15 protein-coding genes are annotated in these 15067 nt (G+C 63.1%); 11 read left to right on the top strand and 4 right to left on the bottom strand.

Features of this window, described 5'->3' with window-relative positions:
• Positions 1-37: 37 nt before the first annotated feature.
• Positions 38-943, bottom strand: coding sequence for a LysR family transcriptional regulator (locus tag I5R65_RS18025; protein ID WP_180666520.1), 906 nt, complete (start codon positions 941-943; stop codon positions 38-40).
• A gap of 190 nt (positions 944-1133) precedes the next feature.
• Between I5R65_RS18025 and nfsB the strand changes: the two genes are divergently transcribed.
• Complete coding sequence (gene nfsB / locus I5R65_RS18030) at positions 1134-1787, top strand: oxygen-insensitive NAD(P)H nitroreductase (protein WP_180666522.1); 654 nt, start codon at positions 1134-1136, stop codon at positions 1785-1787.
• 18 nt (positions 1788-1805) lie between these two features.
• Here the strand turns inward: nfsB and I5R65_RS18035 are convergent, their stop codons facing one another.
• Together I5R65_RS18035 and I5R65_RS18040 are read right to left on the bottom strand one after the other, a co-directional pair.
• Positions 1806-2606 carry an IclR family transcriptional regulator C-terminal domain-containing protein gene (locus I5R65_RS18035; RefSeq protein ID WP_231395226.1) on the bottom strand — a complete coding sequence of 267 codons (801 nt, stop codon included), beginning with the start codon at positions 2604-2606 and terminating at the stop codon, positions 1806-1808.
• A 10-nt stretch (positions 2607-2616) separates the two neighbouring features.
• A complete protein-coding gene (locus tag I5R65_RS18040) occupies positions 2617-3399 on the bottom strand; it encodes an IclR family transcriptional regulator C-terminal domain-containing protein (protein ID WP_180666524.1) in 783 nt (260 codons plus the stop codon).
• Positions 3400-3531: 132 nt separating this feature from the next.
• Between I5R65_RS18040 and I5R65_RS18045 the strand changes: the two genes are divergently transcribed.
• The 5 genes from I5R65_RS18045 to I5R65_RS18065 all read left to right on the top strand — a co-directional run bounded on the left by I5R65_RS18045 (position 3532) and on the right by I5R65_RS18065 (position 9094).
• Complete coding sequence (locus I5R65_RS18045) at positions 3532-4410, top strand: 4-hydroxyphenylpyruvate dioxygenase (RefSeq protein ID WP_180666525.1); 879 nt, start codon at positions 3532-3534, stop codon at positions 4408-4410.
• Between the two features lie 4 nt (positions 4411-4414).
• A complete protein-coding gene (locus tag I5R65_RS18050; protein WP_180666527.1) occupies positions 4415-5260 on the top strand; it encodes a shikimate dehydrogenase in 846 nt (281 codons plus the stop codon).
• A complete protein-coding gene (locus tag I5R65_RS18055; RefSeq protein WP_180666529.1) occupies positions 5257-6129 on the top strand; it encodes a sugar phosphate isomerase/epimerase in 873 nt (290 codons plus the stop codon). The genes I5R65_RS18050 and I5R65_RS18055 overlap by 4 nt, the downstream gene beginning before the upstream one ends.
• Before the next feature lie 302 nt (positions 6130-6431).
• Positions 6432-7574 (top strand): porin, encoded by a 1143-nt coding sequence (locus I5R65_RS18060; protein ID WP_180666531.1) that lies wholly within the window; start codon positions 6432-6434, stop codon positions 7572-7574.
• Between the two features lie 122 nt (positions 7575-7696).
• Complete coding sequence (locus I5R65_RS18065; protein ID WP_180666534.1) at positions 7697-9094, top strand: MFS transporter; 1398 nt, start codon at positions 7697-7699, stop codon at positions 9092-9094.
• Positions 9095-9291: 197 nt separating this feature from the next.
• On the opposite strand, the gene I5R65_RS18070 is transcribed toward I5R65_RS18065, so the two are convergent.
• Positions 9292-9708 carry a hypothetical protein gene (locus I5R65_RS18070; protein WP_180666536.1) on the bottom strand — a complete coding sequence of 139 codons (417 nt, stop codon included), beginning with the start codon at positions 9706-9708 and terminating at the stop codon, positions 9292-9294.
• Between the two features lie 194 nt (positions 9709-9902).
• Between I5R65_RS18070 and I5R65_RS18075 the strand changes: the two genes are divergently transcribed.
• From I5R65_RS18075 to I5R65_RS18095, 5 genes are all read left to right on the top strand, one after another.
• On the top strand, positions 9903-11378 hold the full coding sequence (locus tag I5R65_RS18075) for an ATPase domain-containing protein (RefSeq protein WP_180666538.1): 1476 nt from the start codon (positions 9903-9905) through the stop codon (positions 11376-11378).
• 2 nt (positions 11379-11380) lie between these two features.
• Positions 11381-11776, top strand: coding sequence for a response regulator (locus I5R65_RS18080; RefSeq protein ID WP_180666540.1), 396 nt, complete (start codon positions 11381-11383; stop codon positions 11774-11776).
• Positions 11777-12025: 249 nt separating this feature from the next.
• Positions 12026-12436 carry a response regulator gene (locus I5R65_RS18085; RefSeq protein ID WP_180666542.1) on the top strand — a complete coding sequence of 137 codons (411 nt, stop codon included), beginning with the start codon at positions 12026-12028 and terminating at the stop codon, positions 12434-12436.
• A gap of 166 nt (positions 12437-12602) precedes the next feature.
• Positions 12603-13313, top strand: a complete 711-nt coding sequence (locus I5R65_RS18090) for a response regulator transcription factor (protein ID WP_180666544.1) — start codon at positions 12603-12605, stop codon at positions 13311-13313.
• 420 nt (positions 13314-13733) lie between these two features.
• Positions 13734-15044, top strand: a complete 1311-nt coding sequence (locus tag I5R65_RS18095) for an MFS transporter (RefSeq protein ID WP_180666546.1) — start codon at positions 13734-13736, stop codon at positions 15042-15044.
• The last annotated feature ends 23 nt before the right edge of the window (positions 15045-15067 follow it).

Below are 15067 nucleotides of genomic sequence, written 5' to 3' on the forward strand. Positions count from 1 at the left end.
CTGTCTTTCAGCGTTAACGCTGGTCCCAATGCCCGCCTCAGCGGTCGGCGAGATAACGCGCGATGCGCTCGCCGAGCAGTTCGCGCAGGGCCCGTACCGTCGGTGACAGACTCATGCGATGGGTACACACCAGATCCAGTGGCGAGGGTTCGCCGAGATAATCTTCCATCACCGCTTCCAGCTTGCCGCTGCGCAGGTCGGCCAGCACGTCCAGGCGCGACTTGTAGGCCAGGCCACGGCCATCGACCGCCCAGCGGTGGACCAGCTCGCCGTCGTCGCAGACGCGGTCGCCGCTGACCTGTACCTGGATCGGTGTGCCGTCCTTGAAGAAGGTCCACTGCGAATGCAGCATGTCCGACAGCAGGTAGCGCAGGCAATTGTGCTGGCGCAGGTCAGCCGGCGTGCGCGGGCGTCCATGGCGTGCCAGGTAGTCGGGCGAGGCGCACAGCACGCGCCGGTTTTCCGGGGCCAGTGGCAGGGCGACCAGGCTGGAATCGTCGGGCGGACTGTAGCGGATGGCCACCTCCACCGGTTGCCGGAACATGTCGGCCACACGATCGCTGATGCGTACCTGCAGGCTGACCGCCGGATGCAGGGCCTGGAATTCGTCGAGCCAGCGGCACATCAGGTTGCGGCCGAAATCGGAGGGTACCGACAGCGAGAGATTGCCACCGACCATGCGCCGGCCATGGGCCACCGCGTCACGCCCGGCGTTGACTTCGGCCAGGGCATTGCGGGCGTATTGCAGATAGCGCTCGCCATCGGGGGTGAGGCGCAGGCTGCGGGTGGAGCGGGTCAGCAGGCGCGCGCCCAGTTCGGCTTCCAGCCGCTTCATGGCGGCGCTGGCGACGGCAGGCGTGACGTCATGCTGGCGGGCAGCAGCGGAGAGGCTGCCATTGTCGGCAGCGCAGACGAAGATGGCGAGGTCGTCCAGGCGGATCATGGGTGGGCTTCAAGGCAGAGGTGAGATCAGGCGGCTATTCTACTTTCAATTTTTTTTTGAAAATGTTTTTGCCGCGCCGTACTGTTTTGAAAGCGTTTCCTGCCCGATGATGTCATGCAAGCAGCCGTCCCACTGGCATGCCTCCGCATTCTTCAACACCATCGCCAACCTTTTCACGCAAGGAAATCCCATGAGCCTGCTCCACGCCGCCCGCAAGCGCCATTCCACCAAGGCCTTCGATCCCAGCCGCAAGATTCCCGAGACCATCATCGCCGAACTGCGCGAACTGCTGCGCCTGGCGCCGTCGTCGGTGAATTCCCAACCCTGGCATTTCGTACTGGCGTCGACCGACGCCGCCAAGGCGCGCATCGGCAAGGCGGCCGAGGCCGGCTATCCGTACAACCTGCCCAAGATTCTCAACGCCTCGCACGTGCTGGTACTGTGCGCCCGTACCGCCATCAGCGAAGCCCACCTCGATGCCTTGCTGGAAAAGGAACAGGCCGATGGCCGCTTCGTCAACGACGAGGCGCGTGCCGGCCAGCGCGGTTCGCGCCTGTTGTACAGCAACCTGCATCGCTACGAATTGAAGGATGCCCAGCACTGGATGGAAAAGCAGGTCTACCTGGCCCTGGGCACGCTGCTGCTGGGCGCGGCCGAACTGGAAGTGGATGCGGTGCCGATGGAAGGCTTCAATGCCAAGGTGCTGGATGAGGAACTGGGACTGCGCGAGCAGGGCTTCACCAGCGTGGTACTGGTCGGCCTGGGCTATAGCGGAGCCGATGACTTCAATGCCAGGCTGCCGAAGTCGCGTCTGGCAGTGGAGACGGTCTTCACCGAACTCTGAGCCGTCTCGCCCTGATCCTCAGACCTGGTTGATCAGGGCGTTGGCGGCCTGCTGCAGGGCAGGCAGGATGCGCTCCAGCGCCTGTTCGCGGTTTTCGGCGGCCATCGGGATGCTCAGGCTCAAGGCACCGATCACCCTGGCATGGCGGTTCTTCAGCGGCACCGCGATGCCGCGCACGCCGGTCTGCAATTGCTGTTCGACCACCGCATAACCGAGTTCCCTGGCCTGGGCGATGAGCTCGTACAGGCGCTCGGGATCGGTGATGGTGTGCGGGGTGAAGGGTGTCATCGCGCAGGTGGCCAGCCAGGCCCGCACCTGTTCTTCCTGCAGCGCGCCCAGCATCACGATGCCCGGTGAAGCCAGTTGCGCCGGGACCCGCGCGCCCAGCACGAAGCCGGTGGTCATGACGCGGGTGGCGCCGTTGCGGGCGATGAAGACCAGTTCCCAGTCGTCGAGCACGCTGGCATAGACCGCTTCGCCGGTGTGGCCGGTGATCTGTTGCAGGTGCGGCTGCAGGATGCGCGGCAGCGGCGCCGAATCGAAATACGACCAGCCCACCTTGAGCACCCGGGGCGTCAGCGCGAAGGTCTTGCCTTCACTGTGCAGGTAGCCCAGGTGTTCCAGGGTCAGCAGATAGCGGCGTGCGGCTGTGCGCGACAGGCCGGTGCGGGCAGCCACCTGGGCTGAGGTCATGCGCTGGTTGTCGTAGTCGAACGCTTCCAGGATCAGCAATCCCTTTTCCAGCCCGGCGATCCAGTCGCGGCGCGACAGGCCGCCCGGGTCGGCGTCCATCGATGCGGGTTGATCAGGCTCGGTCATCGGGTCTTCCTTACACCCACATCATCAACGTATTGGCCGTGGTCTGCAGCGCCGGCACGCCGCGTGCAATGGCATCCTCGCGCGAGCAGGCGGCCAGGTTGGAGGTCACGCTGAGGGCGCCGATCACGCGGCCATTGCGGTTCTTGACCGGGATGGCGATGCCGCGCATGCCCATCTCGAACTGGTTTTCCGTGATGCCATAGCCCTGCTTGCGCATGGTGACGATCTCCTGGAACAGCGCGGCCTTGTCGGTCACGGCCATATGGGTGTGGGGGATCAGGGTGATGCGCTCCAGATAGGCCTGGATCTCGGCATCCTCACGCGTACCCAGCAGCACCCGGCCGGCGGTGGTGGTATAGGCCGGCAGGCGGGTGCCAGGTTCGAAGCCGGCGTTGACCAGTTGCGCCGCCGTGACCCGCGTCACATAGACGATCTCATCGCCATCGAGCAGCGAAAAATTGGTCGATTCCTGCAACTGCTGCGTCAGCCGCTGCAGGAACGGCACCACCGCGCGCGGCACCCGCGCCGACTCCAGGTAGGACTGCCCCAGGTTCAACAGGCGCGGCATGAGCCAGAACTTCTTGCCGTCCGAGGCCGCCATGCCGGTGTGCACCAGCGTGAGCAGGTAGCGTCGGGCGGCGCTGCGGGTCAGGCCGACACGCTCGGCCACTTCGCTGGCGCTCAGTTGGGGGGCGTCGCTGGTGAAGGCGGTGATGACATCGAATCCCTTCATCAATCCCTCGATCAGATCACGCTTCTGGATGTCCAGGTCCACCGGGTTTTGGTCGATCATCGTAAAAAAAATCCAAAAATGAGTGATTGGCGAACAAGTTGCGCGATTATCGCACGTTTAACGTCAAATCGGGCTGTCTGTGGGGGTGGTGCTTGGCTATACTCGGCTCCGAGACAAATCATCGGGATCAAGATGAACACCATAGAAAACAATCCTGTCCCCACCAATGCGCTTGGCATCGACGGCATCGAGTTCATCGAATACGCCACCACCGAGCCGCTGGCGCTGGGCGCCGTGCTGGAGCGCATGGGGTTCGAGCAGGTCGGGCGGCATCGCTCGCGCGAAGTGGTGCTGTATTCGCAGGGCGAGATGAACGTGATCGTCAATGCCGATGTGTCGGCCTGGTCCGGCTTCGATCACGAGGTGCAGGCTACCAACCTGAGCGCCATCGCGCTGCGGGTGCGTGACGCCAACGAGGCCTATCGGCGCGTCACCGAACTGGGGGCCTGGGCCATCCCGACCCGGGCCGGGGCGATGGAACTGAACATCCCCGGCGTCCATGGCTGCGGCGACACCATCCTCTATTTCGTCGATCGCTATCGCGACTTTTCCATCTATGACGTGGACTTCAAGCCCTCCAGCCAGGAGCGGCGCAAGACCAGCGCACTGGCCGGGCTGCATTTCTTCGGCGTGGTGCAGGCGGTGCGGCCGGAGCGCACCCGTGAGTGGAACGACTTCTATTCCACCCTGATGGGGTTCACGGTGCTGCCGGAAGGGCAGTTCTTCGGCATCCTGCCCAAGGGGACGCTGCTGGCCAGTCCTTGTCGCCAGTTCTACATCCAGTTGGTCGAGCCCCCGGAGGGCACCGAGGATATTCATTGGGAAGAGGAATTGCTGCGCCTGGGCCTGGGTACGCCGGACGTGCCGCAGGCGGTGCGGCAATTGCAGGAACGTGGCGTGGTCTTCGTCGATCGCGCGCCCACCCAGATCAGCGAGCGCGGTGCGCTCACCCAGCTTTACAAGGGCGGCGTCAGTTTCGAACTGGTGCGCAGCCGGAAAGAACAGAACTAGGATCATGAAGGAAATCACAGGCACCACCCGCATCTTCCCCGTCATCGGCTGGCCGGTGGAACAGGTGAAGGCGCCGACGCTGTTCAACGCCTATTTCAAGCGCCACGACCTGGATGCCCGGGTCATTCCCTTCAAGATCGAACCGGAGCGCTACTGCGAAGCGGTGCGCATGTTCATGAAGACGGCCAATGTGGGCGGTATCTTCGTCTCCATCCCGCACAAGCCGATGACGCTGGAGGCGGTCGAGCAGGCCACGCTGCGCGCGCGCGTGGCCGGCGCCTGCAACGCCGTCTATCGGGATGCCGAGGGCGTGGTCTGGGGCGACCTGATCGATGGCGAAGGCTTCATCCGCGCCCTGGCCCGCACGACGGCCGATCGAGCGCTGCAATGGAACAGCTCGCGGGCGCTGGTGGTGGGTACCGGTGGGGTCGGTTGTGCCATCGTGGCCTCGCTGGCCGCCCAGGGGGTGGCCGAGATCAGTGTGTTCGATACCAACCGGGCGGGCGCCGAGGCCCTGCTGGCACGGGTCGAGGCAGCCTATCCCGCGACCCGGGTGCGCTTCGCCCAGCCGGACGCCAGCGGCATGGACCTGCTGGTGAACTGCACGCCGCTGGGCATGCATGCCGGCGACCCCATGCCGTTTGCGCTGGAGGGCGTGAACCCGCATGCGGTCGTTGCCGATTGCGGCATGAAGATCGAGATGAGCCAGTTGCTGTTGCAGGCCCAGGCCAAGGGCTGCCGCATCCAGAAGGGCAAGGAGATGTTGATCGAGCAGGCGCCGCTGTATCTCGAACTGTTTGGCTGGCCGGATGTTTCGTCCGACGACTTCCGTCACCTGGAGGCATTATGAATCTCGATAATTTCGGCATGGATACGATTACCTTGCCGGGGGGACTGGAGTCCAAGTTGCAGGCATCGCGTGCGGCCGGCTTCACGCAGATCATGCTCTGGTCCAGGGACCTGGTGGCTTATCCCGGCGGGCTGGAGGCGGCCGTGAAGCTGGTGCGCGAGAGTGGAGTGCGCGTCACCGGCATCCAGGTGATGCGTGACTATGAGGGCTTGCAGGGGACGCTGCATGACTACAAGGTGGACGTGGCCAAGAACCTGCTGCAGATCTGCAAGGCGGTCGGTGCGCCGCTGTTGCTGGTCTGTTCCTCGACCTCGCAGCACGCCAGCGGAGACACCCGCCATATCGCGCGCGACCTGGCCAAGCTGGCCAACCTGGCCGTGCCGCTGGGCATACGCGTGGGTTTCGAGGCACTGTCCTGGGGCCGCCACATCAACCAGTACATGCAGGCCTGGGAAGTGGTGGAGATGGCCGATCACGCCAACCTGGGCGTGGTCATCGATTCCTTCCACATCCTCGCCAATCGCGGTGCGCTGGAAGACCTGGATGCCATTCCCGGTCGCCGCATCGTGATGGTGCAATTGTCGGACTTCATGTGGCGCGACATCCGCAGTCCCGAGGAGCGGCTGGAGACGGCGCGCCACCTGCGCGTATTCCCCGGCGAGGGCGAGCACTCGGCCGAACTGTCGGACATGGTGCGACGCCTGCATCGTGGCGGTTATCGCGGCGACTACAGCTTCGAAGTGTTCAACGATGATTACCTGCAGATGTCGCCGACGGTGGTGGCGGGACGCGCGCACCGTTCGGCCAAGTGGGTCACCGATCAGGTGCTGCGGCGCGGCTTGCGCGTGCGCGAAGCGATGGTCGCGTGAGGCCGGCCTGATCTGCCAACGATAGAGGTACATAGACGCACATAGATGCAGGCCAGCTCGCCCAACACAAATACAAGAGCGGGCAGGTTTTCCGATGTCGGTCCGGACGACGGCCACATCCACACCCTAGAGGAGACGACATGACAACGCAGCGCCCTTCATCCTGAGCATCCGCCGGCGCGCCGGCACGCTCCGATTCCCTTTCTTGCATCGCGCATGTCGCCCCGGCGTCGGCAGGGGATGCCTGCGCCCGCAGCCAGGGCTGTTCTACCCACCACAACGACAATAGAGATTACCGAGACATGAACATCAGAACCTTGCGGACACCCGTCGCCATGGGCTTGCTGCTGGCCGCGTCGGGAGGCGCGCTGGCACAGAGTACCAGCAACGTCACCCTCTACGGCACCGTTGACCAGTACCTGGGCTATATGCGCAGCAGCAGTGGCAAGAGCCTGTGGGCGCTCAACGACGGCGCGATCCTGCGCAGTCGCATCGGCATCAAGGGCAGCGAAGACCTGGGGGGCGGCTATGCGGCCACCTTCACGCTGGAAAATGGTTTTGCCGGCGATACCGGCGGTCTGGCCGACAGCAACCGGCTGTTCGATCGCCAGTCCTGGGTCGGCATCAAGACCCCCGAGGCCGGTGAATTCCGCATCGGCCGCCAGAACAGTGTGCCCTTCTTCATCGGTGGTGCAATCGACTACACCGAACGCACCACCTACGGTTCCATCATCAATACCTTTGGCGTGCCTTCACGCTTCGACAATGACCTGTCCTGGAAGTCGCCGCGCTGGGCCGGCTTCCAGTTCGACATCCACTACGCCATGCCGGAGACTGCCGGCGAGGGCCTGGGGCGGCGCGGGGTCTACCAGTTCGGTGTGGATTACACTAACGGCCCTTACCGCGCGGGTTATGCCGGCCTGCTGGCAAAACCCAATGCCGGCGGTCGCTACGACAACGCGGTGCAATACCACAATGTCTATGCCGACTATGACTATGGCGCCGGCAAGTTTTACCTGGCCTACGTTCGCAGCAACAACACGACCGCCAATGCCAACGGCAACAATGCCGCAACCATTCTCAACAATGTCAGCAATCCCAATAATTTCTTCGCCGGCAATGATCCGAACATCCAGCGTTTCTATAACGTCTACCAGGTCTCGGCGGATTATCGCCTCACCCCGCAGCTGCGCATCGGGGCCTTGTATGGCGTGATGGTGGATACCTCGCACCAGCAGGGCGGCGCACAGGGTGGCAACGTCGGGGCCTACTACGACCTTTCCAAACGTACCACCCTGTACGGATTCGCCAACTACATGAAGAACCAGTCCAATGCCGGCTGGCGCTTCAGTGGTTCGGCCGGGCCGGGCAGCAACCTGGCCGGGGCCGATATCAACGGCAAGAGCCTGGTCGGCCTGCAGATGGGCATCCTGCATCGCTTCTGACATCATCCAGGCAAGCCGGCCCGCTCCATCGAGGACGGCTTGCCTGGGGCCTGCCCACACCGAGTCTGCACATGCGCAGCCTGGGTGGGGGGCAGGCCCTGACTTCACCAGACGGAGACACCATGCAATCCTCACATACCAACGATTCTACCCATCAGAGCAAGAAGGCCGCCGCCAGCGGCTGGATCGGCTCGGCGCTGGAGTACTACGACTTCTTCATCTATGCGACGGCGGCCTCGCTGATCTTCCCGCAACTGTTTTTCCCCAAGGGCGATCCGACCACCGCCATCATCGCCTCGCTGGCGACCTATGGCGTGGGCTACGTGGCGCGCCCGATCGGTGCCTTCGTGCTCGGCCACCTGGGCGATACCCATGGCCGCAAGAACGTGCTGCTGTGGTGCATGTTCCTGATGGGATTTTCCACCATCGGCGTCGGCCTGCTGCCCACCTATGACCAGGTCGGTCTGTGGGCGCCCGCGCTGCTGGTGATCATGCGGCTGGCACAAGGCTTTGCGGTGGCCGGCGAGATTTCCGGTGCCAGTTCCATGATCCTGGAGCACTCCCCCTTCGGCCGGCGCGGCTATTTCTCCAGCTTTACCCTGCAGGGGGTGCAGGCCGGCCAGATCCTGGCGGCGGCGGTCTTCCTGCCACTGGCGCACTACATGCCGGCCGAGCAGTTCAATGCCTGGGGCTGGCGCATTCCCTTCCTGTTGAGTTTCCTGGTCATCATTGCCGGCTGGATCATCCGTCGCACGGTCGAGGAAACGCCGGTCTTCAAGGCGGCCGACCAGCAACAGGCCAAGCGCCGTTCGCCGGTGGTGGAGGCCTTCCGTGATTGCACGCCCAACATGCTGCGCGTGGTCTGCATGGCGTTGATGAACGTGATTCCGGTGGTGGCCACCATCTTCGGCGCAGCCTATGCGGTACAGCCGGCCTATGGCATCGGTTTCGCCAAGGATGTCTATTTGTGGATTCCCGTCGTGGGCAACATCGTGGCGGTGCTGGTGATTCCCTATGTGGGCAAGCTGTCGGACCGCATCGGTCGTCGCCCGCCGATCATCGTCGGCTCGCTGCTGGCGGGTCTGTTCGCCTTTGCCTACCTGTATGCGATCAGCATCCGCAATGTCCAGCTTGCCTTCGTCATGTCGATCCTGATGTGGGGTGTGGTGTACCAGGGATATAACGCGGTCTTCCCGAGTTTCTATCCCGAACTGTTCCCGGCCCGCGCGCGTGTCTCGGCCATGGCGATTGCCCAGAATGTGGGGACCGCGATCACCGCCATGTTGCCGGCCCTGTTCACCGCCGTGGCGCCACCAGGATCGAACAACATCTGGCTGACGGTCGGCTGCATTGCCTTCGGCATCACGGTGGTGGCGGCCCTGGCGGCATGGTCGGCACGCGAGACCTATCGCATTCCGCTGGACAAGCTGGGCGAGGTCGATGCCCAGCCGCTGCCACGCAACGAGTACGATCGTCTGCGCGCCCAGTCGGAGCTGGAGGGGCGCTACGCCAAGTCCTGAGCGGCATCGGCGGGTCGTGGCATCAACGGAAACGCTGTTCCTTGCCGGGAACAGCGTTTTTTTCGTTGGCATCCGGCCGTCCACACGTCAGCGGCGGTGCGCCAGGGGCTGCCGTGCAGGGCCGGGGTTTTGCGGTGGTGGCCACGGTCAGCGTGTTCAAGCTGCGCCGCGCGCGCTGCCTGGCTGATCTTGCCAGATCAGGTGGGGACGGACGGCCTGGCGTCCTGTTGTCGCTGTAGCAACTGATCATCAGCTGCCTGCCGTTGCGCGGGTGGCAGCGTCACTTTCCTTTGCAGTTGCGCCTTCACTTTTTCGCGCATCTCGCTGAAGACATCCATCTCCAGCAGCGCGGTGCGCTTGAGCAGCTTTTCCATCAGCTTGCGCTGCCTGGCCTGCACCTGGGCTTGGGACGAGTCCGTCCCGGGCTGGCTGGCAAGGCTGTTCTGCAACTCCTCCGCCAGGCGCTGCCTGGCTTCCCCGGACAGGTTGACCACGGTCGAGGCGACACTCGGTGCCACCGTTGCCGGCGCCCCGGCGCTGGTCGCGGCCTGATCGCTGGCCGTCGGTAAGGCGAGCTGTTCGGTGTTCGTCGTTGTTGTCCTTGTGATCTGCATGGTCGCTTTGCCAGGAAATGGATTCCAGTATTATCGGCGGCCAATCGTCCCGCTGAAGCCGATGTCAGGAAGTTTACCTGCCCAAAGGTGCAACTTTTGGGCTGTATGACAACCTTAGTCATATCGTGGGCGAACGTATAATGCGTGAAAACTCATTAATTCTTCGCACAATAAAAATTCGAGCATTCATCCACATGAGCGATCACCAACAGCCCCATCCATCCGCCGCAGGCACGCCCCACCGTCCCAGTCGCATCCCTCTGCTCAGCACGGGCATTGCCGGCTTCGACGAGATTCTGGGTGGCGGGCTGCCAGCGGGCAGCCTGTACCTGATCCAGGGGCTGGCCGGCAGTGGCAAGACCACGCTGGCCTCCCAGGTGGGCTTTGCGCAGTCGCGCGGTGGCAACAAGGTGATGCTGCTCACGCTGATCGCCGAATCGCACGCCAAGATGCTCAATCATGTGAGCAATTTCGATTTCTTCGATGAAAGCCTGGTTGGCGAGCAGATGCAGATGCTCAGCGGTTACGGTGCATTGGCCAGTGAAGGCTTGCGCGGCCTGTTGCGGCTGATCAGTGCCGAACTGAACCGTCATCGTCCGGCCATGCTGATCATCGATGGCTTCCGATCGGTGCGCGATTCCGGTCCGTCGGACCTGAACCTGTCGGAATTCATGCATTCGCTCAATGCGCTGGTCTTTACGATGAATTGCACCACTATCCTGCTCTCGCCGGTGGAAGGCAACATGCCCGAGTCGGAAAATACCCTGGTGGACGGCGTCATCGAATTGAGCCAGCACGAGTCCGGCATGCAGCTGGTGCGCGAGATCAAGGTGTTCAAGCTGCGTGGTGCCAATCACCTGCTGGGCAAGCACGTCTTCGAGATCAATCAGAGCGGGGTCGAGATCTTCCCCCGCTTCGAGGCCACGGCCACCCGCGCCGGCAAGGTGCCGGGCACCTCGGACCGTTATGTCAGCGTCGGCATCCCGTCCTGGGACAAATGCATCGGCGGCGGCGTGGTCAGCGGTTCGCTGACCTGCCTGCTGGGCAGCCCAGGCGTGGGCAAGACTCTGATGGGCCTGCATTTCATCGAACAGGGTTTGAAGGATGACCAGCAGTGCCTGATCCTGGGTTTCTACGAATCGCCCGAGCGCCTGCTGGCCAAAGCCCGCAAGGCAGGCATGCCGATGGACGCGCACATCGACAGCGGCGCCTTGCAGATGATGTGGCAGCTGCCGCTGGAAATGCTGTGCGACGACCTGGCCAAGCGCATGCTGGACAACATTTCCAGCCGCGGCGTGACGCGCCTGCTGATCGATGGCGTCGATGGCCTGCGCAGCATCGTGGTGCAGCAGCAGCGTGTGCGGCCTTTCCTGGTGGCGCTGACCAATGAACTGCGGGCACGCGGCGTGACCACGTTCATCACCGAACAGTTGCCGTATTTCCGCGAATCGCGCCCACAGGTTGATCCCAGTTCTTCGCAACTGTACGAAAACATGATGTTGCTGGAGTATGTGGTCCAGCACGACGTCAGCCGCCGTCAGATTTCGGTGATGAAACTGCGCGAAAACGGTTACGACGGCGCCAGCCGCCTGATGAACATTTCGGATGCCGGCATCGAGATCGACGGCCTGGCTTCCCCCTCTCCCGCGCCGGTTGCGGATGGACGTTGACCATGTCCGGCGTGTCATCCGCATCGATGGCGGCATTGCCGCTGCTGCTCATCGTCGACGATGAGATCGATATCACCGATACCTATTCCATGCTCCTGGAGTTGCATGGTTTTCGGGTGGTAACGGCCATCCACGGCGCCGATGCGCTGGCCAAGGCGCAGCAGGAGTGGCCAGACCTGGTCATCTCGGACTGCATGATGCCGGTCATGAACGGCCTGGAACTGTGCGCCGCGCTGCGCGCCTTGCCGGGGGGACAGACCCTGCCGGTCATCCTGTGCAGCGGGGCGCCGGAGCGTCACGATCTGTCGCAATCCAGTCACAACCTGTTCCTGCGCAAGCCGGTCTTCTTCGACCGCCTGCTGGAAGAGATCCAGCGCCTGCTGCCTCTTCGTTCCTGATCCCCCACGCGCTACCCGTCGTACGGTCGAGCTTGACCGGGCGCGGGCTGGCAGCCCGTTTTATCCACCTGCCCACCCCCTTCGTACCGCATCCGGTCAGCGCCTTTGTCTGCCCGGTGCATAGCCAGGGAGCAATGTTGTCGAGAGTTTCAGGAATTTCCTGATATCCCGATTCTTCGCCAACCATCACCATCAGTCACAACAAGTCACCGTGACATCGCGTACGGGATGAATGACAGGAGGGATGTGGTGGCAACGAGCGACAAGGAAACGACCGTACTGGTCGTCGAAGATCACGCGGATTCGCGCGAGATGCTGTGCGAGCTGCTGCGGCAGGGGGGGCTGAAGGTCATGGCGGCGGCTGACGGGGTCGATGCCATCGCCATGCTGCAGTCCGATATACCGGCGCTGGTGCTGACCGATCTGCGCATGCCGCGCATGGATGGTATGGAGCTGGCGCGCTATATCAAATCGCATGAACGCTACGGGCATATTCCGGTGGTATTGATCAGCGCACACCTGCCGGCGGCCAGTGCCCGCATACCCACCATCGCCGCATTTCTTCTCAAGCCTTGTTCGGTCGACCACCTCCTGGGCACGGTCACCGGGCTACTGCGCCAAAGCGCGCAAAGCCAGGCGCAGCGGAGTTTTCAGGGCTAAGGAATCTGCGAGTTTTTATGATTTTATGCGCAGATATTTTCTGTATAACGTTGTGATTATGGAAAGCATCTCCCTGCCTGCAGGTGGGCCCGGATGCACGTACGGAACAGTACGCGGGGGATGCTCCGGAAGTCATAAAAACAGTTTTCATCCGGAACGCTAGAGTATGAAAGTATTAATTGTTGAAAGCGATCTCGAGTGGCGCAATTCGCTGAGCGCGCATGTGGGGGAGTTGGGGTATGAGATTTCGGTCTGTTCCGCATTGGCACAGGCGCGGGATATCCTGAAGAGCCGCCAGCCCGACATCCTGTTATCCGACGTCGGTTTGCCCGATGGCAGCCTGATGCCCGAACTGGCTTCGCTGCGTCAGCATTTCCCGTCCATGGGCATCATCGTGCTGACCGCTGCGACCCGCAGCGAAGATCGGGTGCGCTGCATGAGCGACGGCGCCGACTATTACCTGGCCAAGCCGGTCAAGCTCGACGAAGTCTCGGCCACCCTGACCGCTCTGGCGCGTCGCATGAAAACGGCACCGCACCAGAGTTCAGCGCAGTCGGAGCAATGGGCCTTCCATCGCCGGTCGGGACGCCTTTCCAGCAACGGGTCGGTGGCCCTGCAGTTCACCGACAAGGAGAGCACCGCCCTGGCGGCCTTGCTGCAAAGCCCGAATTATCCGGTGTCGCATGGCCAGTTGTTCGACCTGTTGCGGTCCGGCGGGGAAGAGTACGACGCCCACCGCATCGACGCACTGATCTATCGGGTACGGCAGAAATTGCGCTCCCTGCCGGAGTCTCCCATGCAGATTCGCAACATCTACGGCGAAGGCTTCCTGATGCTGCGTCGCAGTTCGTCGGTCGATATCGTGCTGGAGTCCTGACCCGCTTATTGGCGGCCGGCTCGCAACCCTGCCCGTACCACCTGCTTTTGCGGGCGAACTGCCTGCCAGTCCGTTCATATTTGAAGCTCGCATTGCGAATATATTGCAATGCGGGCTTTTTGCCTTCTGCAGCACTCCCAACGTGCTACCGCCGCCAATGCTGCGCACCTTTCCAGTCACGGCACGAAATGCTGCGCCGCGAAAGTTTTGCCGCTTTCGGGTATCATTAAGCCAGTTTCGACGCTAAATCGTATATCTCTGCTCTACGTTTTCCGCTGAATCTGTCCTGCGCAGACATGCCGTCTGCGGCCACCCGACCGAAAAGATGAAGCAGGCCATCCGGCCCGCTGTGCCGTTTCCATGCGCCTTGCGCAGCGGCGCAGTCAGGCCGGATGTCTGCTTTGCCGTTAGTGAACCATCATGACCACTTCCGCTGAATTTACCGGGGCCTTGAACGAGTCCCAGCATCGCCCCCTCACTTCCTCCGACTATCGCACGCTGGGCCTGTCGGCCCTGGGCGGTACGCTGGAGTTCTACGACTTCGTGATCTACGTGTTCTTTGCCGCCGTCGTCGGCAAGCTGTTCTTCCCGGCCGACATGCCGGAATGGCTGCGCATGCTGCAGACCTTCGGCATCTTCGCGGCGGGCTACCTGGCGCGTCCGGTGGGCGGCATCATCATCGCGCACTATGGCGATGTGATCGGCCGCAAGCGCATGTTCACGCTGTCGATCTTCCTGATGGCGGTGCCCACGCTGGTGATCGGCCTCTTGCCGACCTATGCCAGTATCGGCGTGGCCGCACCCATCCTGCTGCTGTTGATGCGCACCCTGCAAGGTGCGGCCATCGGCGGCGAGATGCCCGGCGCCTGGGTGTTCGTGGCCGAGCACGTGCCGGCCAACCGCTACAGCTTCGGCGTCGGCTCGCTGACTGCCGGCATCACCGGCGGCATCCTGCTGGGTTCGCTGATGGGCATCTTCATCAACAGCGCCTATGCCCCGGCCGAGGTGGCTGCCTACGCCTGGCGCATCCCCTTCATCCTGGGCGGCATTTTCGGCCTGGTATCGGTGTACCTGCGTCGCTACTTGGAAGAGACACCGGTGTTCCGCGAACTGGCGGCGCGCCGCAAGCAATCCAACGAACTGCCGCTCAAGACCGTGCTGCGCGAGCACCGTGCCGCCAGCGTACTGACTGCCGGCATGACCTGGTGCCTCTCGGGCGCCGTGGTGGTGGTGATCCTGATGACCCCGTCCTATCTGCAGACCGTGCATCACCTGCCGGCCAAGCTGGTGATGCAGGCCAACTGCGCCGGCACCCTGATGCTGACCATCGGCTGCCTGACCATCGGCTGGCTGTGCGACCGCATCGGCACCCGCGCCAGCATGATCATCGGCTGGGGCGGGCTGGGTTTGTCCACCTGGTGGTTCTACGGCCAGTTGCCGGGCTCGCCGGAATCGCTGGTGTGGGGCTACGCGCTGGTGGGCCTGTTCGTGGGCAGCATCTCGCTGACCCCGATCGTCTCGACCCGCGCCTTTCCGCCGGCGGTGCGCTTCACCGGCCTGTCCTTCGCCTACAACATGGCCTATGCCATCTTCGGCGGCCTGACCCCGGTGCTGATCTCGCTGTGGATCAAGGCAGACCCGCAGGGGCCGGCGCTGTACGTGATCGGCTTGTCGATCCTGGGCGTGCTGCTGGCCTTCGTGCCGATGAGCAGCAAGGGCTACCGCGCCTGATCCGCATTCCCGCTTCCCCACGC

Source organism: Herbaspirillum sp. AP02 (assembly GCF_015767275.1).
Taxonomy (GTDB): Bacteria; Pseudomonadota; Gammaproteobacteria; order Burkholderiales; family Burkholderiaceae_D; genus Herbaspirillum.

Bases quoted from the DNA above. Each gene is read 5' to 3' on its own strand.
- I5R65_RS18025 (WP_180666520.1), bottom strand. From the start codon at position 943: ATGATCCGCCTGGACGACCTCGCCATCTTCGTCTGCGCTGCCGACAAT.
- nfsB (WP_180666522.1), top strand. From the start codon at position 1,134: ATGAGCCTGCTCCACGCCGCCCGCAAGCGCCATTCCACCAAGGCCTTC.
- I5R65_RS18035 (WP_231395226.1), bottom strand. From the start codon at position 2,606: ATGACCGAGCCTGATCAACCCGCATCGATGGACGCCGACCCGGGCGGC.
- I5R65_RS18040 (WP_180666524.1), bottom strand. From the start codon at position 3,399: ATGATCGACCAAAACCCGGTGGACCTGGACATCCAGAAGCGTGATCTG.
- I5R65_RS18045 (WP_180666525.1), top strand. From the start codon at position 3,532: ATGAACACCATAGAAAACAATCCTGTCCCCACCAATGCGCTTGGCATC.
- I5R65_RS18050 (WP_180666527.1), top strand. From the start codon at position 4,415: ATGAAGGAAATCACAGGCACCACCCGCATCTTCCCCGTCATCGGCTGG.
- I5R65_RS18055 (WP_180666529.1), top strand. From the start codon at position 5,257: ATGAATCTCGATAATTTCGGCATGGATACGATTACCTTGCCGGGGGGA.
- I5R65_RS18060 (WP_180666531.1), top strand. From the start codon at position 6,432: ATGAACATCAGAACCTTGCGGACACCCGTCGCCATGGGCTTGCTGCTG.
- I5R65_RS18065 (WP_180666534.1), top strand. From the start codon at position 7,697: ATGCAATCCTCACATACCAACGATTCTACCCATCAGAGCAAGAAGGCC.
- I5R65_RS18070 (WP_180666536.1), bottom strand. From the start codon at position 9,708: ATGCAGATCACAAGGACAACAACGACGAACACCGAACAGCTCGCCTTA.
- I5R65_RS18075 (WP_180666538.1), top strand. From the start codon at position 9,903: ATGAGCGATCACCAACAGCCCCATCCATCCGCCGCAGGCACGCCCCAC.
- I5R65_RS18080 (WP_180666540.1), top strand. From the start codon at position 11,381: ATGTCCGGCGTGTCATCCGCATCGATGGCGGCATTGCCGCTGCTGCTC.
- I5R65_RS18090 (WP_180666544.1), top strand. From the start codon at position 12,603: ATGAAAGTATTAATTGTTGAAAGCGATCTCGAGTGGCGCAATTCGCTG.
- I5R65_RS18095 (WP_180666546.1), top strand. From the start codon at position 13,734: ATGACCACTTCCGCTGAATTTACCGGGGCCTTGAACGAGTCCCAGCAT.